The following is a 25,096-nucleotide window of genomic DNA, read 5'->3' on the forward strand; positions in this document are numbered from 1 at the left end:
TGCCAAGTTCACTCATAATTAATCATTAGGTCTCCGTATTTTTGCTTTATTAATGCTAACGTGAGGCGAACTAGCCTTTCAGGTTGATCTTTGTTTGGTATTACTTGAGCAATATCTAATTTCTTGTTTTGTTTATAAGCAGTTAGCGAATCTTCGGGCGGCGATTGTACGAAATGAAGGATTGGTTCTACTGCTTTCTGGACGGGTAGTCCGATTATTTTGTACATGAGCTTGACGAATATGTTGATCATCTTGTGATCGAATGCTTCCGTCGCCCCTTTTGTTTGAACGGCTCCGGGATTGAATAATACATATTTGATATTCGTATTTGCTGTGCTTTGGGCGAATGCCGCACCAAGCAGGTTATTAAGTCTGCTGCCATGCATAATGGCTTTAATGCTATTAAAGGAACGCTGATTTTGTAGCTGCAAATCGTCCCATTCAATATCTCCCTTCACGCCCGGAGCGCACACGTTGATAATAAGAGGGGCCGTAGCATTTGTAAGCAGTTCTCGAAATTGAAAGCTCAAAATAAATCGACTTAAATAATATAATGAGAAATGATGCTCAATTCCTTCTTTCGTTTCCCGATACACTTTGCTCAATTTTTGGGATTGTGCACAAAGAATCAATTGATCGATGTGGTTTACTCTTCGGCTAACTTCATGGATGATCCGAATAGTTTCCGAAATAATGCTTAAATCTGCTTGAAGAAACAGAAATTTTCTTTCCCCATCTAGCTTTTTGGCCTCCAGTCGCAAAGCTTCTCCCTTTTCCGAACTACGACCGATAACAATGACATATTCCCCATTACGTATAAATTGTAAGGCTAATTGTTTTCCAATCCCATCGGTTCCACCGGCTATTACAATCGTACGCATGGTGATTTCCCCCCCAAAATTTATTCGTTTCCATGATCGAATTACTACGAAGTATAATGGAACCAACGATGGGGTTAAAGAAGGCACTTTTTTCTTATTTAGTTTGTTTTGATAAAGCAACTTACTAAAAGTATGGGCGAGGTGTATTTGATGTACACAGAAAGCCAAAAAGAAGAATGCTCTGCCTCAATGGGAGAGGCTATGCAAATCATGGGGAGTAAGTGGACCTTCTGGGTCATTGGCGAACTCGCTACTTCTCCTCGGCGATTCAATGAGCTGAAGAGAGGCTTAGGTCGTATCAGCACCAAATCGTTAACGGATGTACTGCGTAACTTGGAGAAGATGCACATCATTCATCGTCAGGTATTTGCAACCGTACCAGTAACCGTAGAGTATTCCATGACAGATAAGGGGAAAGATTTCCTTCAAGTGTACTACGCTATGCAAGGCTTTGGAGAGAAGTGGAAGGACTATACTATTCAAATGCAAGGGGACAAATAAAAAAGCACTAAGAATCAACTTAGTGTTTTTCGTTTTACAAAGGAAAGCTTTAAGTACCCTCTTTCATTTTCGTGAACAGCAGAAAGGCTAACAGTAAAGCTATACTCACAACGCCAAGTCCTAACCAATTCAAGTGGAGGATGGAGGAATGGCTAATTACAAGACCGCCTAAACCAGAGCCAAGTGCAAATCCAAACTGGATGAAAGAGGTTTTCACACTTAAAGCAATATCAGGTGAATGGGGGACTAATGGTCATGGCAATCAAAATCGGTGCACCTATAGCTGCTGAGAGCGCAAATGCAGTCACTAATAATCCTGCGGCCGAAGTAGAAACTTCCAAGTCTAGCGCAATCATTTCGATGACTCCTGTAATAATGTATTCAATGGTTCCGATCAAGAAAACAGCCAGAGCCAGAATATAGATTACTGTATTGTTTTTCAATTTTCTCTACCTTTCCTTGATCTGATAACTACTTTTTCGATCCATGTGTGAAGTTTTCATTCAAGCAAAAATCTTTTTAGATTTTTATCTATTAAAATGGAATCTGGTTCATGCTGTCCGATGCCTGCACAATGCCCCCACTTCGATTCAATCGGGAGGAAGAGCGCAGCAGGCATATGTTGTGTCTCATATTTGTTGTCCTGGGGAGGAAAGAATAGGTCCGTACTTCCCGGCATGACCAGTGCCCGTGCTGTAATCCTGCTTAATGCAAGTTCAAAATCGCCGTCATACGCTGGATCTGCACTAACGTCACCGGTAATTCCGGTACGTAGCATGGTGATGAGGTCATTGGCGTCGAAAGTAAAAAACACTTGATCCCAGTAATCTACGAGATATTCCTCCAGTGTTTTGTAACCCTCTTGCTGATAGAGATGCTCTAGATAATAGGCTTGAGAGAAGCCCCAAGGTGCATAGACTCGACCCATGGCTGCTAACCCAGCTTTGGGCTGCTGTGTGTAAAAGCCATTCTTCCAGGCAGAATCAGCCTGAAGGGCAGCAATCATTCCTTCAAACACAACTTTTGCATGCGGTCGGGTCTTGGCAGTCCCTCCGAATGGAGCGATTCGTTCGACCATATCGGGATAGCTTGCGCCCCACTGAAAGGTTTGCACGGCTCCAAGTGACCAGCCTACTACGAGAAAGATTTTCGCAATGCCAAACTTCTGGGTCACCAATTGATGCTGCAGCCGCACATTATCATAAATCGTAACCTGCGGAAAATTAGCTTGATCATAGGGCGGAGGTGTATTGCTTGGCGAAGAGGATAACCCATTGCCCAACATATTAGGGATGATGATAAAATACTTTTCTGGGTCCAGCGCCTTGCCAGGTCCAATTAACCATTCATTATCGGTATGCTGGCCTGCGAACCATGTGGGGTACACAATCACATTATTTTTTGCTGCATTTAACGTTCCATAAGTTTTATAGGCAAGAACGGCATGTGGAAGAGTTTCACCGGATTGCAGTAGAACATCGCCTAGTTCATAAATTTCATAATCTCTCATGTGAATATCTCCTTTTCATAACTAAAAGATGGAATGGCTTTCTTGTGATCACTCTACGATGATGTTATTGTTTGGTCAAAGAAACGTTTGTGAATAGAACGTTCAATAATTTTGAATTAAGGGGTAGGATGTACCATGGAACTGCGTCAACTAAAAACCTTTTATACACTTGCTTCGACGCTCAACTTTACACGCGCTGCAGAGGTTCAAAACTATGTCCCCTCTACAGTTACGATGCAGATGAAGGCGTTGGAGGAAGAACTGGGTGTAAAGTTAGTAGACAGATTGGGTAAAAAAGTGACTCTGACGGATGCAGGAAGAGGCTTTCTTAGTTATGTAGAGAATATATTGTCTTTAATTGAAGAAGCAGAGCATGCCGTCAAACAATCAGGAGAGGTGACGGGTACGGTAGTCATAAGCGCCGATGAAACGTTATGTACATACCGGCTACCGGCCGTACTGCGCAGTTTTCGCCTACGCTATCCGGGGATTCGGCTGATGTTTCGACCACTAGCTAATTCAAACCTCAAACAAAGCTTGCGGGAAGGGGGCGCGGACATTATTTTTATGCTGGATGAGGACAAGGGAGAGGCAGGGTTTTGCGGAGAAAAAATGCTGAATGAGCCCTTTTATGTATTGGTAGCACCGGATCATCCTTTGGCTTCATGCACCTCATTGGCCATTGAAGATTTTAATGGTGAAACCTTTTTGTTGACAGAGAAGGGATGTTCCTATCGTACGTTTTTTGAGCGAAGTCTTTCACAAAGGGGAATGGGGGGAATTACTGAATTAGAGTTTAATAGCGCTGAGGCGATTAAACAATGTGCGAAAATAGGAATGGGCATTGCCATATTGCCTGAAATGGCCGTAACAGCAGAGGTAAATCGGGGAGAACTGGTTCCGTTACCGTGGGATTTGACCGCGACATCGTTTGCAACCCAAATGTTTTGGCATGAAGAGAAGTGGATCTCACCTGCGATCGAAGCCTTTTTGAACTTAACCAGAGATACATTCCTTGAAAAATAGTACCTTTTCTTGCCCTGAACAAGAAACAAGAATATATATTTATTTTAACGGAGTCCGTCCTAAATTGAAGTTCGACAAAATATCGCTTTCTTCTACAGGAAAAACTCTACTACACTTCCTAATTATTCATTATAATAAAGTGAGTTAATCAGTTTGTTCACAACATTTGCGATGGATAGTTAAGTTATGTAATATCATCTTTTTATATATACCTCTTCGCTGCTCCAAGTGGTTAAAATCGCTTATTAAAATTATATAAGGACTCAAGTTAAATATAATTGAGAAACTAGGTGAAGATGAAATGTCGCTGGAGGAGTTATACAAAGAACTGGACAAGCTGAAGGATGATGAAAATTACATCCATAATATTTGCAATAAATTAAAAGAAATGGAATCCAACATTGCGATAGTAGCCTACGAATCAGCTATTAAGTTTGTAAGAGAAAATAATATGTCGACCTGTGCTTACCCATGGCTTCTTTACCACCAAGGTTGGTTATATTATAATTTGGCAGATTTTAATACTTCTATCATTCTTTTTGAAGATGCGTATCATATTTTTAAAGAAAATAACAATATAGATGGTCAGTTGGCGACTATCGGTGCTTTTGTAAGCGGTTATTCAGTACAACAAAAAACTTCTAAAGCCATAGAGCATGGTATGGAGGGTATAGCGCTAGCAGAAAAAGTAGGTAATTATGAGCGAACAACTCAAATCAAAATGAATCTTGCAGCGCTGTATATGGAAATCGATAATTATGAAAAGGCAAAAGAGCTATTAGATCAGATCGTAAACACACCTCGTGTGTATAATATGTCTTTTAAAGTGGTCTGTTACATTAATCAAGCTGAATGTTGCAACCATTTAGGCGATTCAGATCAGGCAATAGTGTACATAACAAAAGCGCTTGAGTTAGCAGAAGAATACTCCCCTAAAATGGTGCCTAATGTATTAAAAGAAATGGCTCATATTTATGCGACCAAAGGATGCTACGATACAGCAGAAGAATATTTCGTCAAAAGTGTAGAAATGGCGAAAGCACGAGGAGAGCAATTGTTTCTTCAAGATGCACTATCGTACTGGGCGGAGCTGGATTTGGTACAAGGTCGATTTAAGGAGACGATTGATAAGCTGCAACAAGTAGAAGAAGGGATAGAAAAGGCTGATTCCATAAGGAATTTAAATAAAGTGTATTTAAATATGAGCAAAGGTTTTAAAGGACTGGGGGATTATGAAGAAGCTTATGCATATTTAGAAAAACATATGGAATTAGAAAAACAAATGCAGTCTATACGTAGTGCTGAGAGTATGGAAATGCTGAATCGAAAAGTAGAAGAGGAAGAAGGGAAGCTCTACAAGCTTCTATATAATCAGACTGAAGCATTAAATGGTGTAGGTCAGAATATCCTGTCTAACTTGGACAAGGAGAGCATATTCAATATTGTTGCCAAAGAAATACAAAATTTAATTCAAGCAGATATTGTTCAAATAGGCATTTATAACGAAGCAGAAGGAATACTTAACTATGAGTTGGCCATTGAAAAGGGGCAACGTGTGATTGAAGAGCCCATGTCTATTTTACAAGACAGCTTTTGGGCATATTGTGTCAAGCACAGGCAGGAAATCGTTGTTAAGGATATTGAAAAAGAATATAGCAGTTATTTTGAAAACTTTAAGGAATACTTAGAGAAGTTAAGGTTGAAAAAAGAGTATGTGACAGAGACAGTACCTTATTCTCTTATATTTGTACCGATTATTATGAATGATAAGATATTAGGGATATTAAGTACTCAAGCTTATAACAGAAATTTCTTTAACCTAAAAGACTTAAGTACACTAAAGACGTTATCAAATTATTTAGGGATTGGGTTAGAGAATGCTAGATTATATAAGGAAGTTGAATATGCATCAAAGTATGATGTGTTAACCAAAGTCTTTAATCGAAAAGAGTTATTTCAAGAAACGATTAACATCTACGAGCAACTTAGAGAAAGCAAGAGCCCAATTGGAACACTATGTATTCTGATGATTGATGCGGATAATTTTAAGAGAATAAATGATTTTTACGGTCATCAGGAAGGCGATAGAGTGCTAGAGCATGTGGCAGATCTAATTCAAGCTAGTTTAGGAGAAAAGGATAGGGTAGGCAGATATGGCGGGGAAGAGTTTATGGTGGCAATTCCCGGAGAAACATTGGAGCAATGCAATCAAAAAGCAGAGAGTATCCGAAAAGGTGTGGAGAACGCAGTGTTAAAATCATCTCAAGGGATACCCATTCCTGTTACCGTAAGTATAGGGGGAGCCAACCTAAATACAAACAAATATACGTTAGAGCAAATGATTAATTATGCTGATAAAGAATTATTCAAAGCTAAAAACGCAGGAAAGAATAAAGTATTTATACATAATCAAGAAGAAGGTACATGCGATTAAATGTAAGCTTATGCTTGATTTAACGGTATAATAGTCAACAGACTGAAATCATTCCATTAAATGGTGCGACGATCATACTATTATTTAAAAAACTTGCCGTTACATACAGCGCGGAGAACCATATCATAAATAAAGCTAGAACATATAAAAGCTGTGTACCTTTTAGGTAAACAGCTTTTTGGTATTATCCAATGTTGCAAAAGTATTTATTTTTTGTTCCTAAATCTTAATAGCCTCTCAGTTGAGCAAGATCTTGAGAGCGTGCAAAACGATAATTAGAAGCAGTTGTGACATCAAAGGTACGCACAACTACTACGATTTCTGAAAGTATCAAAGGAATGGGAGTAATAAAATTACATATTAAGGTTAGGGTAATATATACAAACATAGTAATATGGATGTAGAACAATTAGTGTTTGAATATAGGACATTTCTATATTCGTCGAAATCTTGTTTAGAATAATATATTTATTCTAACCGATCGGGGTGACGATCAATGAAATTACCGCAGGTTTGGGCGAAGCGTCTTATGGATATCACGCCGAATGTAGTCATTGTGTTATCGGCATTCGCTCTCTCTATGAATATGATCAATTCCGTAAGCAGTTTGCAAGGTCTCGCCTTTGCCGTCACCTTCGCAGGTTTCATCTTTGCTGCGATTCTTGTCAGACCAATATGGCTTAAATATGTGCTCGCTACTGTCGCTTATGTAGCGTTCTTCAACGTGTTTCCGTATCTATCGTTTGATAAGCTAGTCAGTGTCATATATTTATCGATGATTATTCTTGCGTTCCTGCTGCCATCACCCCTACCTACATTCCTAGCTGCGGCATATATCCTCTATTTCACTCCATCTTATTCGCCTGAAGTGCCGATGGAAATGATAAGCACGATAATGATTGGCGTCGGCATCAATATGATCCTCTATTCACTACTGGCATTCTATCTTCGGAATTTGAAGAAAGAGAACGGGGTCAATATGGAGTTAAATACAAAACTTCATCTAGCGCTCGCTAAGCTGGAGCATATCGCTTACTACGATACGCTTACCAAATTGCCAAACCGTGAATTGCTCAGGGGAAGGATGGCTGAAGCGTTGTCTGAAGAAGCACCGATGGCCGTTCTGTTTCTCGACCTCGACCATTTCAAGAACGTTAATGACATGTTAGGTCACAACGCGGGAGACCAGATGTTGCAGGCCGTCGCCAGTCTTCTACGCGACGTGGTCGGTCATTCGCACTTTATTTCCCGCTATGCGGGGGACGAATTTGTGTTGTTAATGCGCTACCAGCAGCAGGAGGAGATCAAAGCGCTGGCGGAAAAGCTCATTGATGCATTTCAGATTCCGTTTCAAATCGAACAAAGGCAGATCTATACGACGCTAAGCATTGGCATCAGCTTGTATCCTGAAGATGCGCGAGAAGCCGATGCACTAATCCAGTACGCCGATAAGGCGATGTACAGCGTCAAGATTGGCGATAAAAATGAATTTCGTTTCTTCTCGGCCATCAAGAGCGAGGAGTTACTTCGTCAGGTCAAGCTAGAGAACGATCTCCGAAGCGCAGTGAATAAGAAGGAGTTTGTAATCGTCTATCAGCCGTTGGTGGAGATGAGTACGGGGAGAATTCAGGGTCTGGAGGCGCTGCTACGTTGGACGCATCCAGAGATGGGACCGATCCCGCCATCCGTCTTCATCCCGTTGGCCGAGCAGACAGGAGTCATCGTCGAGCTGGGTGAGTGGGTTCTTAAAGAAGCATGTAGGCAAGTGCGTGACTGGCAGCGTACTGGTAATCCCGATCTGACGTTAGCAGTCAACATTTCGATCCGTCAGTTTAGGACGCCCAAATTTGCATCAAAGGTGTTGAGTATTTTGGAAGAGACGAACTTCGAACCCGCTCTTTTGGAGTTGGAAGTTACGGAGAGCATGATGCAGAACCTGAACGAGTCGATCACGATTCTCGGTGAACTTAGGCACCAAGGCGTGAAAATTTCAATCGATGACTTCGGAACGGGGTACTCTTCCCTCAGCGTCTTGGGGCATCTACCTGTTGATTTTCTTAAGATCGACCGTTCGTTTACGCAGGAATTGACAACCGTCAACTCCGCCACTTCGATCGTCAAGCTTATTATCGATATAGGCCATAGCATGAATTTACAAGTCATTTGCGAAGGCATCGAGAAACAGGAGGAGCTCAAAATACTCCAGCAATTCGGCTGTGAGATCGGGCAAGGATATTACTTTCATCGTCCCTCCCCTGCAGAAGAGATCGAGCTTCTACTTAGCAGCAGGACCCCTGTTGGGGTGTCAAATATTCCAACAAAAATTCGCAATTAGCCCCGTTACGGGGAAACTTATCATAAATCGGGCGTAATCAATTGATAAATATAAGAGCGCTTAGCACGCTGTTGTCCAGCGCTCTTCTGCACCGTCCCCTAATCTTCCCAATTAAAGTAATCAAACCATTAGCCTACTGGCTTTTCCTTTATTTCTACAACATCCGTATAAGCAGGTTTAATTTCCCAATGAAATAAGCCTATATAAGCCAAGGGGAGCACGGTACACGATAATGATGCTAAAATAAGGCCTTTCATAAACGTTTTTATTTTTGTGTGCTTCCTGATAACAGGGCCATCCCGCATAGGATAGCCCTAAAACTTGCCGTTACAGACAGCGTGGAGAGCCTTATATAAGTGACTGCGAAAAATGTTGCTGTGGAAAGTTGGAGAGTGTAGTTGTGATGTGGAATTGCAAGGTCACTTCTCCCAAAATTCAGGTAAAAAGTAGGTAGACTCAGGGCAAGCGATTAGATTACTATGATGGAAATAAGTGTAATGAATAAAATCGATCTATAGGATATAAATAAGAATCAGGCTGAGTAAAAAAGCGATTAGAGGAGGCCATCTCGTGGGAAGATCATTCGCAAATTTGCATATCAAGTCGAAAAACCTTGAGAAGACTGTTGAAGCATTAAGAGAGCTAAGCCAAGAGCATGCCAAAGTATTAGGTGAGCCAAATAATGAAGCTCAAGAGATCAAAGTTGTCATGTATGTAAGCAAAAGCAACGAGAACTGGATCAGCGTGCTCCACGATTATTTTGTATGGGGTACGGTGAAGGAGATAGGTAAAACGTTGTCCCGACTTATCGAGGAGCCAGTGATGACTGCTGGATATATAAATGAGGAAATATTCGAGTTGTCATTTTTCGAGAATGGAGACATTCAAGCTGAAAGAATCTTTTGTGAACAGTGGACGAGGGATGAATATGAGGAACTCAAAGAAGAGCTTATTAATGATGACTACTTGCGGAAAGTGTTGGATATCCGTAATGAGGATTTTGACGACTTCATTAGCATTACGAGTCCGCAACAAGCCGTAAATGAGTTGTCAGAACTGGTCAGAATGTCTTTATGGTGTGATTCGGAGTGGATACCTTACGAAGAAACTCTCAGAAAACGTTTTGAAAAATATGAATTCTGAAAAGCCATGACCTTATAGGCACGCTTCATTGCTTCAAATAAAGATGATGAAGATTGGTAGTTAACCAGAAATAGCTAGGGCGTCTGGGATAACATTTTAAGCACATGGCGGTGAGAGAAAGGAAATGGACAAATTAAAGAACAGCGGATTTTATAAACTTAAATGCTTTATAACGCCGGAAGAGTTTAAAAGCGTTTTGAAGCTTTTTGAACATAAGCAAGCGCAATTTCATCTAACTAACTATGTCCAGACAGAGCATGATCAGAATCAGGTGTATGAGGCGTATCAAACATTTTATCAGTATTTTGCAGCAGAGGAAAAAAGAAATGATTATCACCCCTTCTTTGTTTATTCTATTTCTGTTGTGTCTGATAATGAACGCTCCGGATTTTTTGTGAGAAATGAAGGTGTCCATTTTCCATATTTCGGACAATGGGCAGAGGATGAATTGCCGTGTATCTTGCTTTCATTTCCTAAAGGCTTTCAAATTGATTTGGAAGATGAAAAAGGGAAGTATTATATTTATGAGGATATCCAGGATCATAAGCTGTTAACGTATACGTTTTTTAATGAAATAACGAACTCTATTAAAAAAATGACTAAGCCGCTTCGCTTCTCGGCGCATGACGCAAATGCTATGAAGGAGCAAAAGCCTTCTGTGCGTATAAGCTATGATGCGATTCGAGACTTGAACAAATCGTGGATTTTTAGTAGATATGGACTTGTGATCAAATAGGAGAATTAGGCAAATGATTAAGCATTTCCATTTCAAACTGAGCTATGCCTATTAATCGTTTTCGTAACAGGAGGAGTATTTATGTACATTGTATCTCAGCCAAAACTGTTGTCTGATAGTCAAAACAAAGCACTTGCGAAGGAAGACTTCGCTGTTTATCCACAGGGCTACCTCCGGTTTTTGCAGCGATTCGGCGAAGGGACTTACAGAGGGTGGTTGAATGTCCAGCTGCCGGATACGGAGGTGCTTAAACCTTTTGCCGAGTACGGGTTATGGGAGCATGACGAGGACAGCCCCATTACTGAGCAACAGATCGGCGAGTGTATCGTTATAGGTACAACGGTGGACGGCGATTTTTTGGCAGTGCATCCCCAGACGGCTGGGCTACTCTGGCTACCTCGGCATGCGGAGAAAGTTAAGGCGATTTCCCTGCAGGCACGGGAGCAGGAAGACGAAGGGATATACGCTTTGGTGCTGGACGAAATATATCGTCAGGTGTATGGAATCAGTCAAGAGGAGGCCGTCTATTATGAACCGTGGACAGGTACTCGGAGCCATCGCTTTTTGCGTTTGCCACAAGTGCAGAACCAGCTTTCGTTACCCGATCTTGCCGGAATGTGCCAAGCAGAGTTTACTCCGGATTTATCTATTGAGACCCCATATGCATGCTTTCTGTTCTACCGGCAACTAGGTGGCTATGTACGATTAAATTATGCCTACCAGCAAGAGGTGGCCGTTTTCTATGAACAGGATGCACAACAGGAGTTTGCTGTTATAGAGCAATGGCTCTTGTCAAAAGGGTGCGAAGCGATTTCAAATCATAACAGATGATCTGGGTGCTCCTTAAGTGAGGGAGAGGGAGGTATGCATGAAACTAGATTTTACTCTGGATACACATGGAACGTGTGTGGGTCAATTGAGAGATGAACTGCTACCGTTAGAGGAATTAGCAAATAAATGGAAGTTTCCGTATGATATCTTTGTAGTATTTCGTGTTTTACCTGAAAGTTATGGTCGAAAAACATCCAGACGTTTTGATAGTAGGGATCATACCCTCGAATTAGATATCAGCATTAGTTATGAGCAGTATCAACGGATGTCCAAGCATGAGCAACGTGAGGTATTGGGTATTTACCTCTATAACTATCTAATAGAGTCAGTTGCTAAATATAATAAGCATGCAGATGAGGAAGCCCAAAATCAACTACTGGGCCTGGTGAAAAAATGGATGCTTGAAAACAATTGGCTAAATGGAAAGATAAATCTAGCACGGAAACTTCTTTCGCAAGACATGAAACTTTATGAAGTCAGCCAACAATTGAAAATGCCTCTAGAAGAAATTGAGTATATCCTTCTCCGTATGAATGACTATGAGCCAACTGACATTCATCCTGATAACATTGTAGTAGAAAAAGCGCCGCCATATTATTTGTAGAAGGTACGAGAGATATCCAAAACTTACAATAAAACATGTATAGGGAGAGTGAATCGAAATCATGTATGAGCGCTTGGAAGAGAAACTGAAAACGACTTCCGCTTTAAAATGGTTTCCTGGTCATGGTGCGGAAGAGAGCTGGATAGCGGAAGTCGAAGAGGAATTAGGATTCCGCCTGCCGCCATCTTATCACTGGTGGCTGGTTCATTACGGTAATGCCCGGTTGAATGGCGGGAATATTCTAGCCATCACTGCTCCCGAACACAGAGAGTATTACGACGGCGATCTTCTTTACATACATAGACTGAATAAAGCCGAGGAATGGTGGGTAGGCAAGTTTCCCCACAGACTGGACTTATTCGTGCCGGATAGCGACGAGCTTTATTTTTTCGATACGTCCATTAGAGATACACAGGGTGAATTTCCGATCATGTGTTATGATCTCATGAATGATTTGATCGACAAATATGCGTCAACGTTTGCAGAGTTTCTAGAACAGCTGATTGACGAGCGTTCTTAAATAAGAATAAATGATGAGTTTTTCATAAGACTTTGAGTAGGAGCGGTTAATGGATGATCAATCTAAAAGGTATCGGAAAGTTCGAGAATCTGCCGGAAATCGCGATGCACATTTATAAAGGAAATATTGCTGCTTTGCAGGCTGCAATTACAGCAGGCTGGGATATTGAAGCTGGTATCATACTTAGCAAACATACCACGTTAAGTCCGCTCGATCTGGCACTTGTATTGCAGAAAATGGATGTTGTAAAGCTGCTGGTAGAGCTAGGCGTCAACTTGAATGTCAATCAAAATCCGGCCTTTTTGCGAGCAGTTCGCTATTGCAAGGAAGATATCATTCGCTATATTGCAGCGCAAGGAGCCAAGATGGACAAGCTCAATCAAGTCGGGTCAGGCGCATATTCACAAGCCTACTATGGCAACAAAAATAATATCCCGCTAATTCATGAGCTGGGATTAGATATGAAGTTGCATGGCGGTGCTGTATTGCGTCAAGCTGTATCGGATCATGATTATAAGACACTTACGTATTTGCTCGATCATGGGGTGGATATCAACTATAATAAGCCGGATATGGTCTACCCTTATCAAGCGACTCCGTTAACTGTTGCCGTGCGCATAGGTAATCTGGCCATGGTCAAATTTTTGATTGAACGCGGTGCGGACGTGACTTTTACGGAAAAGGATGGCGAGCGCCCATATACGATTGCGGTGAGCAATAAGGATACAATTTTGGCTGACTATTTGAAATCGCTGGAACCGGCTGAGTTTCATGATTTGGAGAATAAAAAGGTTGAGCTGAAAAAATATAAACTGACCGATGAGCTGATCAGCATTCTTACTGGAGACAAGCTGCGCCTTGAGCTATCGCAAAATGAATATGGAATCGGGTATATCGATTTTTTCACATTGACCGATACGATTGAGATGAAAGTCGGCTGGCAAAAGCTGCTGCGTCTGTCAGCCGATATCGACAATTACTCCGCTCTGCAGCTAGTGTGGAATCCGAAGAAAAAAGGCTTGGTAGGCTGCTATGACGTGGAGCATCAGGAGTATGCGGATTTATGCAGCTTTACAGAGTTTCTTGTGGAGCCTGAAATGTACCTCATTAAGTTTCTTGAGGGAGAGTTATAAATGAAGAACCGCACAGACGTTCATCCTGATAACAGTATTCGTAGGGAAGGTGATTAACTTATGAAGGATGCGTTAATGGAGAGATTACAGATTTTCCTTCATCGGGAGGATAATAGTACACTAGTAGGCATTCCGGCGAGCCTAGAGGAAATTGCTAATGCACAGCGACGGCTGAACGTAAACTTTCATGAAGATTACGTTCATTTTATTAGGACGTTTGGCGGAGCATATGCAGGTCTTGCGGTATATGCCTTCACTAATGGCTCTAGCCTCGGAAATGAAACAGTTATCGATTTGACGCTTGGGTTCCGAGAGCAATTTAAGGAATCTCCCATCGCAGAACTTTTACGAACAAGTTATGTCATTTCTATGGATGGTTCCGGCGATCCGATTATTATCAATCAGTCAGGAAAGGTTTTCATCTGTTATCACGATACCGGGGAGATCAAGTTAGTAGCGGATTCATTCGAGGTGCTGATCGAGGAAAATTTTTATGAATGGTGATTAGTCCAACTCGGTAGACCATCTGCTTGCGGTGGTTCAGGTGGCTTTTGTAACTCTTTTAGGCTACCCTTCTCATCGTTCATTAGCATATGATCCATCGCCTGGAGCAGGGTGGATTGCCTTTAATTTTGCCTATTTAAGAAGTGATAGTCGTCAACGTCTTGCGGAGTCGGGTAAAAACTATCGATTAACTCTTATGACGAGCAATAGTACAGCGGAAAAAAGAAAAACTGCCGTTTCGTCATCCAAATGCGACGGAGCGGCAGTTTTTTCTACTGTTGTTGAAAAAATTTTTATAAGTAAAAGCGACAGTTGAAGGACGAGTACTCCGATAAAAACTTAACCTGATGACAGAGTAACTGTCATGTGTTCGCCCCAAAATCTGTACAAAACGAAGTATCTGACGATTTTCAATAGCATCATTTATTATGTCATCAGTTAGGAATTATAGTGGTGGCCTTTCATATAAAAATTTTCCTCGCGGCCAAAAGTATCAATGAGCATTTAAACGTCCTTGATACTTTTCTTTTGATTCTGATCCAAATGATAACTAAAGAAAGTTAGCATACTTGCACAGACTGCAACGATTCCACCGACCCAAGTTACATTCATTAAATTCCCTTCATGGTACACAATTCCGCCTAATGCAGAACCAAAAGCGATACCTACGTTGCTTGCTACTGGCATAAGTGAAGCAGCGAGACCTACTGCCTTTGGCTGATAAATTCCGGCGAGATCTATTAAATAAAGCTGTGTAGATGTTGTTAAGAGAATGGCCATTAACGACATCAATCCAATGTTAGCAAGCCCGTAAATAAGATCATTAGTAGTCCAAAACAAAGTGGTCAGAACAACCGCTTGTACGAGAAAAATAAATCGAAGGCGGCCGATTGGATTGTGGCTGGCAACTTTTCCGGCGAGGATGTTGCTGAAAATAGAGATAAATCCGTAACCAAATATAATTAAACTGATTGACTGGTGGGGTACCTTCATTCCTTGCAAGATAGGAACAAGGTACGTAAAGACGGCATAGGTTGCACCAAATCCGAGAGCAGGAATGAAAAAGGCCATCAAAATTCTTGGATTGGTCATTAAAGATAACTGATCCCGTATCGAACTGCGAATTTGGCTGAGATTATTAGGCAAGACAAAAAATGACGCCAAAAATGCAAATCCACCTAGGAAAGTAGTTAATATGAAAGTGGCATTCCAGCCGTACGAATCGGCGATGACAATACCAATCGGCACCCCAACGACATTTGCGAGTGTGAAGCCACCGAAAACGAATGATATAGCAAGTCCCCGTTTTTTAATCGGCATCGTTTCACTTGCAACAATCATGGCTAAAGAGATTAATACACCTGTTACAATCGCTGTCAAAATTCGAAGTGAAAGGAGCATGATGTAGCTTGTTGAGATTATACATAAAGCATTAAGGACGATGAAAGAACCTATCAAAAATAACATCCATTTTCGCTTTGGAAAATGACTTGTTGCTGACATCACTAGTGGTGTGGCGATGGCAAATGTAATTGCAAACGCAGAAACGAGTGTACCTGCTTTTGCATTTGTCATGTGAAGGCTTGAAGAAATATCGGTTAATATTCCGACAATAACAAATTCGCTTGTCCCGAGAACAAATGTTAATAAAGAAAGTGACAATATGAGCAGCCAATGTCGCTTAGATAATGTTGTGGGGTCCATAATTACCTCTTTTCTTAGATGACTGTAAATGTGTGAATTAGTAGATATACGACCTAAACATCTTACCATAAAAATAGTATTTGCGATTAAAACCCTTTTTTATTAAATCGTCTCAAGGAATCCTTCACCAAGTCGGATAGTTCGACGTACCCAGGGAAGCATCCTAACTGACCGACGTCTTTGTAGTTCAATTAAAGGTATTTATTATAAAATGTAGAATACTACTCCAAATTCCAATTAAAAAAAAGTAATGTTAACAGGAAATAATAGCTGTAAAAAATAGGAGCATTTGCAGGGAGGTAAAGATGAATAGCAACCATTTTTTAGAGACGATTGAACAGTCAAATCTTGCAAGCCATAAAGAGTATCTACGCCAAGTTGTGAGACCAGCAATTGATATACTTAAGAAGAACGATGCTGAAGTACGAATGGGGTGCAGTCGTTTTGGAGGAGCACCTGATTTACCAGTTGGTAGCGAATGGCCGACATATGAGACGAACCCGTATCGCTTCCTCGGTCAAATCAATTTTGCAGAAACTGCATTCGCCGAAGCAAGTCTGCCATCAAAAGGTCTCCTATCTCTTTTTGTAGCAGATTATAATTCAGATGGAGACAGTTTTCTGGAGGCTTTTGAGAACGGATATATTCATGCTATATACATTCCTGAACCTATGGATCTAGTGACAATATCTCCGCCCCAGTCCGATATTAGCAAGACTACTGTGATTGAGTTTTTCCCGACGATGGATATTCCTTATGACGAATATCAGGTGAAGGATTGGCCTTTCGAGGAAGAACAGAATGACACATACACTGAGATTCGAGATTCTTTACATAAAAGCTCAGATTACCTTCTAGGCTACCCTTCTCATTGTTCACTAGCATATGATCCATCGCCTGGAGCAGGATGGATTTCTATGCTAACAATTGATTCCAATGATGATCTTGAATGGTGCTGGCATGACGGCGATAAATTGATGATATTCATAGAAACAGAACGACTAAAGAATTTGGATTTTAGTGCGCTTAAGTCTGATGCAGGTTAAAGATCTGGAAGTATAGGATAGAGAAGAAAGCAAAGCCGATTCGGATCATTGCCTCTAACACAAAATTCATAGAAAAGAGCGCTCGGCAGACTATTGTCCAGCGCTCTCCCAGTCCCCTAATTTCCCCAATTAAAATTTGCTTCAACCTGAGCGCTTGCTGCAGGTAGTTTCATTCCATCTTTCCATATCAAGATGTTGTCTTCCTTTGTTCCGAAATATAGAGCTTTCATTTTTATATTATCGCCCCAGTTAGCTTGCCAGATGTCACTTTCGGCTGGGTCAGACAGATAGTACATATTATGAAGTCCAAATTCAACTTTTGCCTTTCTTTTTATTATTGGACGGTATGGAGTGACGTACATGTTTCCGTCTTTGTCCAAATCCCCTTTTGTATAATTCAATTCATAACCATCGGTTAGTCTTACATGATAAGTGATCAAACCATTAGCCAATTGGCTTACTTCCTTTATCTCTACAACATCCATAGAAACGGGTACAATTTTCCAATGAAATAAGCCTATATAAGCGAAGAGGAGTATGGTACACGATAATGAAGCTATAATAAGGCCTTTCATAAACGCTTTTATTTTTGTGCGGTTCCAGAAATCGGACATCCCTCTTAACACTTTGACCTCGCTGTTATTGTTTTCGACGCTTACTCTAGGTATTGCGATATTATGTTGAAGCTTCTCCGCTCTATATTTACAATTACTGCATGAGTCGAAGTGTTCCTCAACCAATTGCCGGCTCTCTTCACTACAAACATTATCGATATATAAGGGCAGTAAATCGTTGATGATTTCACACTTTATTTCGTTCAAGCTATGATTCCTCCTCCAGCAAATCTAGAATTTTTTGTTTGGCCCTGTAAAATGTAACTCTTGCCCAGCTTTCAGTTTTCTCAAATAGCTGACTAATTTGTAAGAAGGATAATTCTCCAAACAGCCTTAACGTAAACACTTCTTTGTATGGCTCATGTAATTGGTGCAATGCCTTATGTATTCTGAATGCATCATCTTTATTCAGCAGAATCTCTTCGAAATTGTCCCCATGTATTTTTTCGAGTTTGTGATCCGACTCTAGCCGTTTTTGCTTGTCTAGATACGAATAATAAGTGTTTTTTGCGATTTGACACAACCAAACATTGATTTTGCACTGCCCCTTGAATGTATCAATGCTCTTTAAAGCTTTAAAAAAAGTTTCTTGTGTAATTTCTTCAGCAATAGATTCATTACGACTTAAGGAAAGCACAAACAGGTAGATGTCGCGAAAATATTGCTTGTAGACAGTTTCAAAATCCGTCAGATTCTCACCTCCTTACGTATATATGACTGCGATTCTATCATTTCGTTACATTTGAATAGAAAAATTATAAGAAACACGTTATTGAAGACATTTGGGGACTATGTCCTAATAAACATTAATCATGATTGTTTAAATAATATTACATCAAATAACATGAGATGGATGAGGATACGTGTTTGAACGAAGTTTTCTTTAGTTTGTGGGGTACCTGTATCTGGACAAAAAAAGCCCCATCCACTTTATCGTTGGAGGGGGCTGCGACGACTAGACACTGCCGTAGAGTCTAGTCAATTTTCAGTTCATTGTCTCGAAGCTTTTGGCCTTGCTGCGGGATAGGTTCAGCTTGGTTTTTGTTAAGCTGGCCTGGCGCCCCTGCAACGGATATAGTCAGTCGATTAAAGTTATTTGTTACATATTTTCTTCGTATTATGAAACAACCTCAAATTTCAAGGTGTTTCGATATACTATCATATATTCACCGGTTGATTTATTCATTACTTGTGACACTTCCTTGGTATGCGTGATCTCAAACCAATCATTTTGTATATCCACTAATAATTTTATTTCCACATTACTTTCTCCATCTTTTAAACCACTATAAAATAATTTCGTCATCGTCATCATTCCTTTTAATTAACATGTGTCAAATATGATTTTGTTACATCTCTTTAAAGTAGTTGTAACGGTAATATGAGTTATATCCAAGGATAAACATATAGGCAAAAACCAATAGCAGTAACACTATTAAATCTATACCCATCAAGGAAATGGCTAAAATTAAGGCTCCAAACACAAAAATCATCATGTCATATGCTTTCGCTTTTGCCCGATTAGCGATTGCCAAATTACGCTCATCATTCTTGTCAATCTCTAGCTGCTTTGCTGCAGCGGGATTACTGTTCATAGCGCTTCGGATGATAATTTCTCCTATACTGTGACCGAAAATAACACAACCAAGCCCAACACAGATATAAGGCAACGCTCGCAGCATACCTTGTGGATCTTCAATTGTTTTGATGAAGTACACACCACCTGCTAGTAGTCCTACACCAACAATCATAAGAAAATAAAATGGCATAGTTTTCTTCATATATTCTCATCCTCCTCATAAATAAAGATTTCTTCGATACTCATACCAAAAAAACGAGCAATTTTGAACGCTAAAAGGATCGAGGGGTTATAACGTCCGTTTTCCAGCGAACCGATAGTTTGCCTAGAGACTTCAAGAGCCGTTGCTAATTCATCTTGTTTAATTCCGCGCTGTTTGCGGATTTCTTCTAAACGGTTGTTCAATACGTTCATCCTCCTTATGGAAAGCTAGCTTTCCATAAGGGAAGTATATCGTGCAACGCAAGTAATGTAAAGTAAACTTTCCATTGCGATAAGACTAATAAATTCCAGATGGGATGATATTGTTTTTCGTAACTAGAAAGGACCATCCCGTAAAGGATGGTCCTAAAACCTGCCTAACTTTAATCTCGCTCTTATGATTCATTTAAGCCCTCTCTTGCAACAGGCATCTCGATATGTAGGGTAAACCCGTTCATCGGCTCGCTTTGGATATGGAGTTGACCACCTATAGCTTCAATTCTTTCTTTCATTGTCGTTAACCGTAACCCCAATAATATAGTGATGTTCCAGAACGGAAATTCTCATCATGCTTGGTTCCCCATGCTTTGAAAATGCGTACCACGGCTTATAGTGCAGTAGAATATCAGCAATAAAAAGATCAAAAACGAACATTTCAATTCCTGATCTGCTAGGGAGAAATATAAGAATAAGAAAAACAAACTCAATAAGAGGTAAAATGGTTGCCAGAAGATGATGTTTGGGATGAGTTGATACGGGTTTTGAGTGTCTTAGGAAGGTACATGCCGATAGCCATAAGGACTATTTCCAAACCCCGGAAATCGGATAAAACATAGTAGGTAACAATCATTGAGAAGTAAATACAGGCCAAACTGTGATAAAAAACAGTGAACGTTTTCGTATTGCTCAGAGTTTCAACTGTTGAAAATCGCAAATGGATATGACGCTTTTGTTTACTAAAGTTGATTATGGACAACAGGCTAATCCTATGAATTTTACACAACTAGTCTACAGGGAATGGAAAAGGAGTGATCCATCTAATTCGGTAATTGCACAGACCTAATTTAATTAAAAAGGAGATGTAAAAACGATGATGATGAAAGCGGCAAAAAAACATGTCTTGGTTTTTTGGCGGTTATCACGCTTCTATTTTCTTTCAGCGCTCAGGCGTCAGCTTACTGGCCTGGGTATACGGTAGTTCAGGAATATTCTATTCCAAATGCACATCCGAGTAATGTTTCATTTCCTTTCTTCAATGTTGCAGCGATAGTATCGGTTGCTTTCCAACCGGTTTTGGGATCAACTACTGGCTATGCAGTACTCACTCTCTGGAAACAGCAACCTAATGGGACGTGGAATGCAGTTCAAGGCGTTGATATTTTGGGACCAACCAATGGTCAAATCCAAACAGTTTCTTTTGCTGGTTTAAGAAATGATGGTCGTCAACCATATGCGCAATCAGGGTACAACTATCGATTAACTCTTATGACACATCAAACTTCGTCTGTGAGCTACAGTAATGTGAACTATAATCTTTATTGGTAGTGTCGCTAACTTGGTAATCGTGAAAAGAAAACTGCCGTTTCGTCGTTTATATGCGATGGAGCGGCAGTTTTTTTCTGATGCTGAAAAAATCTGTTATAATGTCGAAAATAAGATGGAAATGAACGATTTCCTATCGTAAGGATGATCTGCGGATGAAAATTTTGTTAGTCGAAGATGATAAAACGATTGCGTCCGGTCTGGAATATTCGCTGCAGCAAGATCGTTTTTCAACTGTTCTTTGCCATGATATCGCCACAGCAAAAATAGTACTAGACGAAGATATCGATCAATTCGTTTTATGCTTGTTTGATTTGTCGCTTCCAGACGGAAGCGGCTATGATCTGTGCAAAATAGTGAAAGCAAGGCGGGACATTCCGGTCATCTTCTTAACGGCGATTGACGATGAGGTCAATGTTGTGATGGGGCTGGACATGGGAGCCGACGATTATATTACGAAACCTTTTCGAATTCGCGAGCTTCTTTCTCGGATCAGATCCGTCTTGCGAAGATACCAGAAGCCGTCCCAAACGAAAACGATCGTAGACATCGGTGATGTCCGAATTCATACGCTGGAAGGCAAAGTACATAAAAAAGGCGCTGAAATTCAGCTAACCGCGTTAGAGTATCGCTTATTGTTGATATTCAGCAACCACATAGGTCAGGTGCTCAGTAGAAGTCAGCTTTTAGAGCAAATCTGGGATGTGGCCGGTGACTTTGTGAATGACAATACGTTAACGGTTTATATCAAAAGGCTTAGGGAAAAGCTGGAGGATGACCCAGGGCATCCGACATTGATCAAAACGGTTCGCGGTTTAGGCTATAAGGTTGGTGATTAGATGCTTCGCAATCGTGAAATTCAACTATTATTGCTCATCATGGGTTTGATCAGCTTAGCGGCTATCGTTGCCGCTGTTTTCATTACGCCTGTTGCTGCTGCACTCGTTTTCATTTTATCGATTCTGCTTATTGGCAGCAGTTTGTTATTCATGAGATGGAGATATCGAGAGCTAGAAAAGCTGTCTGTCTATTTGAGACAAATTAGCAACGGCAATGATTGGCTAGATGTTCGCGATAATCAAGAAGGCGAGCTTAGCATTTTAAAAAATGATATTTACAAAGTAACGCTCATGCTATCGGAGCACCGATCGCTTCTACAGCAGGACAAGATGCAACTGACGGATGCCATTTCCGATATTTCGCACCAGCTCAAAACGCCGCTCACCTCTATGACGGTAATGGCAGAGTTGTTAAGCGACCCCGACCTACCTCCCGCCAAAAGAACGAGTTCACCCGTAATATTCGCATTCAGCTTGAACGCATCGATTGGCTTGTTTCTTCCTTATTAAAGCTATCGAATACCTTTTTCGAAAATGCGTTATTTACGGAAATCGTCATTGCCGACAACGGGAAAGACATTCCAATAGAAGATTTGCCCTACATTTTTAAACGGTTCTATAAAGGGGAAAATGCCAGCGAAGGGAGCATCGGCATCGGTCTCGCGATGGCTCATAGCATTGTTGCCAGTCAAAACGGAGTAATCGATGTGACGAGCAATAGCGAAGATGGGACGCAGTTTCGGATTAAATTCTATAAGCAGGTGATTTAGCGGCTGGCCGCAAGTGACTAAATTGTCACCTTCATCGTCACTTGATCGTCATTTTAGAGGGATAAAATGATATCTATCAGCTTAGCTATGGAGGATTGACAATGGAAATCTTAAAAATCGAGCAGTTGTCTAAAATATACGGAGACGGCGAGTCGGCGGTGAAGGTGCTGGACGACGTTTCTTTTTCGATTCAAAAAGGAGAATTCGTCGAGATAATCGGCCCATCTGGCTCGGGTAAGTCAACACTTCTGCATATGCTGGGCGGGGTGGATCGGCCGACTCGCGGTAAAGTTTTCATCGAGAATACGGATATACATGCCTTGAACGAAACGCAGCTAGCCATCTTCAGGCGCAGACAAATCGGGTTAGTTTATCAGTTTTTCAATCTGATTCAACGAAGTCCATCTATACGAATGTTGGCCAAAGTATCGAGTTGTCGAATAGCGATAAAGAAACTGGTGCGAAGACGAAGACAAGCAGAGTGTCTGTCGCCGCGTTGACGGATCAAGTTCCTATGGGGATGAGCCCGATAGGAGTAGGCGGGTTAAATATTATCGTTTCGGAAAGCGTCATGAATCAATTGGCAGCAGGTGAGGATGAAGAGCTCCCCCGTACATTTCTCTATTTAAAAAGTAAGGAGCCGATGAAAATGGAGCAGGAAATCGAAGAGATGCACGTGACCAAGCTGCAAGCCTACAATTCCTATCAATCTAGAAAAAGCGAAGAACAGCAGATTTTATTGATGTTCGTCTTTTCTTACGGATTTATCGTATTAATTTCAGCAATTTCTATTGCTAACATTTTCAATACGATTACGACAGGCGTATCTCTTCGAAAACGAGAGTTTGCGATGCTGAAATCTGTTGGAATGACGCCAAAAGGCTTTACGAAAATGTTGAACTACGAAAGTATGTTTTATGGGGCTAAGTCACTGCTGTTCGGGCTTCCTATCAGCTTCGCTCTGATGTATCTGATCTATAGAGCATTTGCGAACAAATTTACCTATGGATTCTCATTACCTTGGGTGAGCATTTTATCTGTCATTGCTGCCGTATTTGTCATAGTTGGTTCCGCGATGCTATATTCCGGGGCGAAAATAAAAGGAGAAAACCTTATCGATGCTCTTAAGCAAGAGAGTATATGATAGGCAAAAATGATAAAGGAGCATCTATGACTACACCACAGCGTAAAATTATTTTTTCCATAACCCTAGTCTATACCATTATGATTCTTTATTTTATGTTTTTCGCTTTCAATAGAGCAGATACAGTAGAGGATGTGGCTGGTTACACTTTTATCTTTTTGCCGGACAGTTTTTTTAGGTTGCCAAGCTTATCCGATCTTCTAAATCCTACTTTAATGGATATTGTGGATTTTGGTAACATCGCAGCCTTCATCCCTTTTGGTATATTGATTCCGTTGTTATATCGGACTACCTTTATTCGATTCTTTATATTGTTTATCCTATCAATTTTCGTCCTTGAAACCATACAGGCATTAACTTTGCTCGGCAGTTTCGACATTAATGACGTCATTATAAACTCATTGGGCGCAGCAATCGGATTCGGGGCATATAGATTTGGTTTTCGTACCAAAAATGTATCAAGAAATATAGCGGTTATGGGTATTTCCATTGTTGTCCTTATGATCGGTGTTTGGGGGTGTTTCGGGATTGTTGACAAAGCGTACATCCAAGAAATGGGCCCATTTGTGGCGTTAAACGAACTAAAAGATAGTACCGGAAATACATCAACAGGAACAAAACGATACAGTTTCAAAATTGGCGGTCAGAACGTAGAACCCCAATATAATGTGTATAGCGTTAAAGAGAAAAATAAGGAAACGTATACGTTTACGTTAGGCAAAAAGGAGCTTTATCTCTACTTGAATTATGGGGTTCCCGATCAAGAGGATGTTCAGGGGAGTCTACGTATTTCCGTCGATGGGCATGAGTATCTGTTTGCATCTGCAGAAGATCAACGCCAAGAGCCGGAGATGTTCACAATTTATCTTGAACAGGCAAACGAGCTTACGATAACCATTGAGGGAAATGTAAAGCTATGGGATGTTCGATTTAGGGAGATGAAATATTTCTGGGATTGGTCAAAGCAACGAACGTCCTAAATTGCCGTTAATGATAACGCATATAACCGTATCATAAATAAAGTAGTCTCATCAAATCCACATGTTCCGCAAAGAAAAGGCCATCCAGCAAAGGACGGCCTTTTAAATTTGGCAGATGTATTTCGTCAGCTAGGAACCATAACGGCGTCCGTTCATATAAAAGTTGTCCTCGCGGCCAACCCTAAAGGAAATTTCTAGATCGGGTATACCTAGAGAACGGACATGTCTATCGATGGCCTCGGCCATCTTATCGCGCACTTCGTCCCCTCGCTCAAACCACCATACGTCGATAAAAGGGTACGAATCGGTATATTTCCCGTCGAATATAGCTGTGACGTGCAGACACTCCAAAGTGAAATTATCCGTTCCGCATTGGCATATTTCGGCCATCTCCGCTACGAGCGGTATGCTAATTGAACGAATGCCCTCGGCTGGAACTCCTCTAAAAATTAATTGCGGCATCTACTATTCTCCTATCGATATGAATTTAGCTATTTGTATCTTTTCATTGTATATGTA

At 40.8% G+C, this 25,096-nt stretch carries 26 protein-coding genes and 4 pseudogenes; 20 read left to right on the plus strand and 10 right to left on the minus strand.

Annotation, left to right across the window (positions count from 1 at the left end; genetic code table 11):
- Positions 1 to 8: 8 nt before the first annotated feature.
- Positions 9 to 881: an SDR family NAD(P)-dependent oxidoreductase gene (locus I6N90_RS16415; protein ID WP_197936716.1), complete on the minus strand. Its 873-nt coding sequence runs from the start codon at positions 879 to 881 to the stop codon at positions 9 to 11.
- A gap of 210 nt (positions 882 to 1,091) precedes the next feature.
- Here I6N90_RS16415 and I6N90_RS16420 point away from each other — a divergent pair, with 210 nt between their 5' ends.
- Together I6N90_RS16420 and I6N90_RS24840 are read left to right on the plus strand one after the other, a co-directional pair.
- The gene (locus I6N90_RS16420) at positions 1,092 to 1,382 is read left to right on the plus strand and encodes a winged helix-turn-helix transcriptional regulator (protein WP_232243066.1); all 291 of its coding nucleotides are present in this window, start codon (positions 1,092 to 1,094) and stop codon (positions 1,380 to 1,382) included.
- 71 nt (positions 1,383 to 1,453) lie between these two features.
- Positions 1,454 to 1,672, plus strand: a complete 219-nt coding sequence (locus I6N90_RS24840) for a hypothetical protein (protein WP_232243155.1) — start codon at positions 1,454 to 1,456, stop codon at positions 1,670 to 1,672.
- On the opposite strand, the pseudogene I6N90_RS24845 reads toward I6N90_RS24840, so the two are convergent.
- Positions 1,628 to 1,825, minus strand: a pseudogene (locus I6N90_RS24845) (MFS transporter); the annotation flags it as partial. The gene I6N90_RS24840 and the pseudogene I6N90_RS24845 overlap by 45 nt on opposite strands.
- A 56-nt stretch (positions 1,826 to 1,881) precedes the next feature.
- Positions 1,882 to 2,892, minus strand: coding sequence for an alpha/beta fold hydrolase (locus I6N90_RS16430; protein ID WP_197936718.1), 1,011 nt, complete (start codon positions 2,890 to 2,892; stop codon positions 1,882 to 1,884).
- A gap of 135 nt (positions 2,893 to 3,027) precedes the next feature.
- Between I6N90_RS16430 and I6N90_RS16435 the strand changes: the two genes are divergently transcribed.
- From I6N90_RS16435 to I6N90_RS16485, 11 genes are all read left to right on the plus strand, one after another.
- Entirely contained in the window at positions 3,028 to 3,918 is an 891-nt protein-coding gene (locus tag I6N90_RS16435) for a LysR family transcriptional regulator (protein WP_197936719.1), read from the plus strand.
- A 301-nt stretch (positions 3,919 to 4,219) separates the two neighbouring features.
- Positions 4,220 to 6,352: a sensor domain-containing diguanylate cyclase gene (locus I6N90_RS16440; RefSeq protein WP_197936720.1), complete on the plus strand. Its 2,133-nt coding sequence runs from the start codon at positions 4,220 to 4,222 to the stop codon at positions 6,350 to 6,352.
- Between the two features lie 496 nt (positions 6,353 to 6,848).
- Entirely contained in the window at positions 6,849 to 8,687 is a 1,839-nt protein-coding gene (locus I6N90_RS16445; protein WP_197936721.1) for a putative bifunctional diguanylate cyclase/phosphodiesterase, read from the plus strand.
- A gap of 570 nt (positions 8,688 to 9,257) precedes the next feature.
- The gene (locus tag I6N90_RS16450; RefSeq protein ID WP_197936722.1) at positions 9,258 to 9,830 is read left to right on the plus strand and encodes a hypothetical protein; all 573 of its coding nucleotides are present in this window, start codon (positions 9,258 to 9,260) and stop codon (positions 9,828 to 9,830) included.
- A 124-nt stretch (positions 9,831 to 9,954) separates the two neighbouring features.
- Entirely contained in the window at positions 9,955 to 10,566 is a 612-nt protein-coding gene (locus I6N90_RS16455) for a hypothetical protein (RefSeq protein ID WP_197936723.1), read from the plus strand.
- Between the two features lie 81 nt (positions 10,567 to 10,647).
- Positions 10,648 to 11,397 carry a hypothetical protein gene (locus tag I6N90_RS16460; RefSeq protein ID WP_197936724.1) on the plus strand — a complete coding sequence of 250 codons (750 nt, stop codon included), beginning with the start codon at positions 10,648 to 10,650 and terminating at the stop codon, positions 11,395 to 11,397.
- 37 nt (positions 11,398 to 11,434) lie between these two features.
- Positions 11,435 to 12,001, plus strand: coding sequence for a hypothetical protein (locus I6N90_RS16465; protein WP_197936725.1), 567 nt, complete (start codon positions 11,435 to 11,437; stop codon positions 11,999 to 12,001).
- A gap of 61 nt (positions 12,002 to 12,062) precedes the next feature.
- On the plus strand, positions 12,063 to 12,521 hold the full coding sequence (locus I6N90_RS16470) for an SMI1/KNR4 family protein (protein ID WP_197936726.1): 459 nt from the start codon (positions 12,063 to 12,065) through the stop codon (positions 12,519 to 12,521).
- Positions 12,522 to 12,574: 53 nt separating this feature from the next.
- Positions 12,575 to 13,654, plus strand: a complete 1,080-nt coding sequence (locus tag I6N90_RS16475; RefSeq protein ID WP_197936727.1) for an ankyrin repeat domain-containing protein — start codon at positions 12,575 to 12,577, stop codon at positions 13,652 to 13,654.
- Positions 13,655 to 13,714: 60 nt separating this feature from the next.
- The gene (locus I6N90_RS16480; protein ID WP_197936728.1) at positions 13,715 to 14,158 is read left to right on the plus strand and encodes an SMI1/KNR4 family protein; all 444 of its coding nucleotides are present in this window, start codon (positions 13,715 to 13,717) and stop codon (positions 14,156 to 14,158) included.
- 40 nt (positions 14,159 to 14,198) lie between these two features.
- Complete coding sequence (locus tag I6N90_RS16485) at positions 14,199 to 14,474, plus strand: hypothetical protein (protein WP_197936729.1); 276 nt, start codon at positions 14,199 to 14,201, stop codon at positions 14,472 to 14,474.
- A gap of 188 nt (positions 14,475 to 14,662) precedes the next feature.
- Here the strand turns inward: I6N90_RS16485 and I6N90_RS16490 are convergent, their stop codons facing one another.
- Entirely contained in the window at positions 14,663 to 15,862 is a 1,200-nt protein-coding gene (locus tag I6N90_RS16490) for an MFS transporter (RefSeq protein WP_197936730.1), read from the minus strand.
- A 305-nt stretch (positions 15,863 to 16,167) separates the two neighbouring features.
- On the opposite strand from I6N90_RS16490, the gene I6N90_RS16495 reads away from it, so the two are divergent.
- On the plus strand, positions 16,168 to 16,908 hold the full coding sequence (locus I6N90_RS16495; protein WP_197936731.1) for a YwqG family protein: 741 nt from the start codon (positions 16,168 to 16,170) through the stop codon (positions 16,906 to 16,908).
- A gap of 116 nt (positions 16,909 to 17,024) precedes the next feature.
- Here I6N90_RS16495 and I6N90_RS16500 read toward each other — a convergent pair whose 3' ends face one another.
- The 5 genes from I6N90_RS16500 to I6N90_RS16520 all read right to left on the minus strand — a co-directional run bounded on the left by I6N90_RS16500 (position 17,025) and on the right by I6N90_RS16520 (position 19,506).
- Complete coding sequence (locus I6N90_RS16500; RefSeq protein ID WP_197936732.1) at positions 17,025 to 17,729, minus strand: zf-HC2 domain-containing protein; 705 nt, start codon at positions 17,727 to 17,729, stop codon at positions 17,025 to 17,027.
- 1 nt (position 17,730) lies between these two features.
- Complete coding sequence (locus I6N90_RS16505; RefSeq protein WP_197937176.1) at positions 17,731 to 18,213, minus strand: RNA polymerase sigma factor; 483 nt, start codon at positions 18,211 to 18,213, stop codon at positions 17,731 to 17,733.
- Positions 18,214 to 18,639: 426 nt separating this feature from the next.
- Positions 18,640 to 18,828 (minus strand): hypothetical protein, encoded by a 189-nt coding sequence (locus I6N90_RS16510; protein WP_197936733.1) that lies wholly within the window; start codon positions 18,826 to 18,828, stop codon positions 18,640 to 18,642.
- A 43-nt stretch (positions 18,829 to 18,871) separates the two neighbouring features.
- On the minus strand, positions 18,872 to 19,303 hold the full coding sequence (locus tag I6N90_RS16515) for a hypothetical protein (protein ID WP_197936734.1): 432 nt from the start codon (positions 19,301 to 19,303) through the stop codon (positions 18,872 to 18,874).
- Positions 19,300 to 19,506, minus strand: a complete 207-nt coding sequence (locus I6N90_RS16520; RefSeq protein WP_197936735.1) for a helix-turn-helix transcriptional regulator — start codon at positions 19,504 to 19,506, stop codon at positions 19,300 to 19,302. The genes I6N90_RS16515 and I6N90_RS16520 overlap by 4 nt, the downstream gene beginning before the upstream one ends.
- A gap of 924 nt (positions 19,507 to 20,430) precedes the next feature.
- On the opposite strand from I6N90_RS16520, the gene I6N90_RS16530 reads away from it, so the two are divergent.
- From I6N90_RS16530 to I6N90_RS16555, 6 genes and pseudogenes are all read left to right on the plus strand, one after another.
- Complete coding sequence (locus tag I6N90_RS16530) at positions 20,431 to 20,847, plus strand: hypothetical protein (RefSeq protein ID WP_197936737.1); 417 nt, start codon at positions 20,431 to 20,433, stop codon at positions 20,845 to 20,847.
- Positions 20,848 to 20,999: 152 nt separating this feature from the next.
- Entirely contained in the window at positions 21,000 to 21,683 is a 684-nt protein-coding gene (locus tag I6N90_RS16535; protein ID WP_197936738.1) for a response regulator transcription factor, read from the plus strand.
- A pseudogene (locus I6N90_RS16540) lies at positions 21,684 to 22,453 on the plus strand (sensor histidine kinase).
- 101 nt (positions 22,454 to 22,554) lie between these two features.
- Positions 22,555 to 22,845 (plus strand): annotated as a pseudogene (locus I6N90_RS16545) (ABC transporter ATP-binding protein); the annotation flags it as partial.
- A gap of 2 nt (positions 22,846 to 22,847) precedes the next feature.
- Positions 22,848 to 23,597 (plus strand): annotated as a pseudogene (locus tag I6N90_RS16550) (ABC transporter permease); the annotation flags it as partial.
- 26 nt (positions 23,598 to 23,623) lie between these two features.
- Positions 23,624 to 24,577, plus strand: coding sequence for a VanZ family protein (locus I6N90_RS16555; RefSeq protein WP_197936739.1), 954 nt, complete (start codon positions 23,624 to 23,626; stop codon positions 24,575 to 24,577).
- 129 nt (positions 24,578 to 24,706) lie between these two features.
- On the opposite strand, the gene I6N90_RS16560 is transcribed toward I6N90_RS16555, so the two are convergent.
- A complete protein-coding gene (locus I6N90_RS16560; protein WP_197936740.1) occupies positions 24,707 to 25,039 on the minus strand; it encodes a DUF1904 family protein in 333 nt (110 codons plus the stop codon).
- Positions 25,040 to 25,096 lie beyond the last annotated feature (57 nt).

Origin of the sequence: Paenibacillus sp. GSMTC-2017, assembly GCF_016019935.1 — a bacterium.
GTDB lineage: Bacteria > Bacillota > Bacilli > Paenibacillales > Paenibacillaceae > Pristimantibacillus.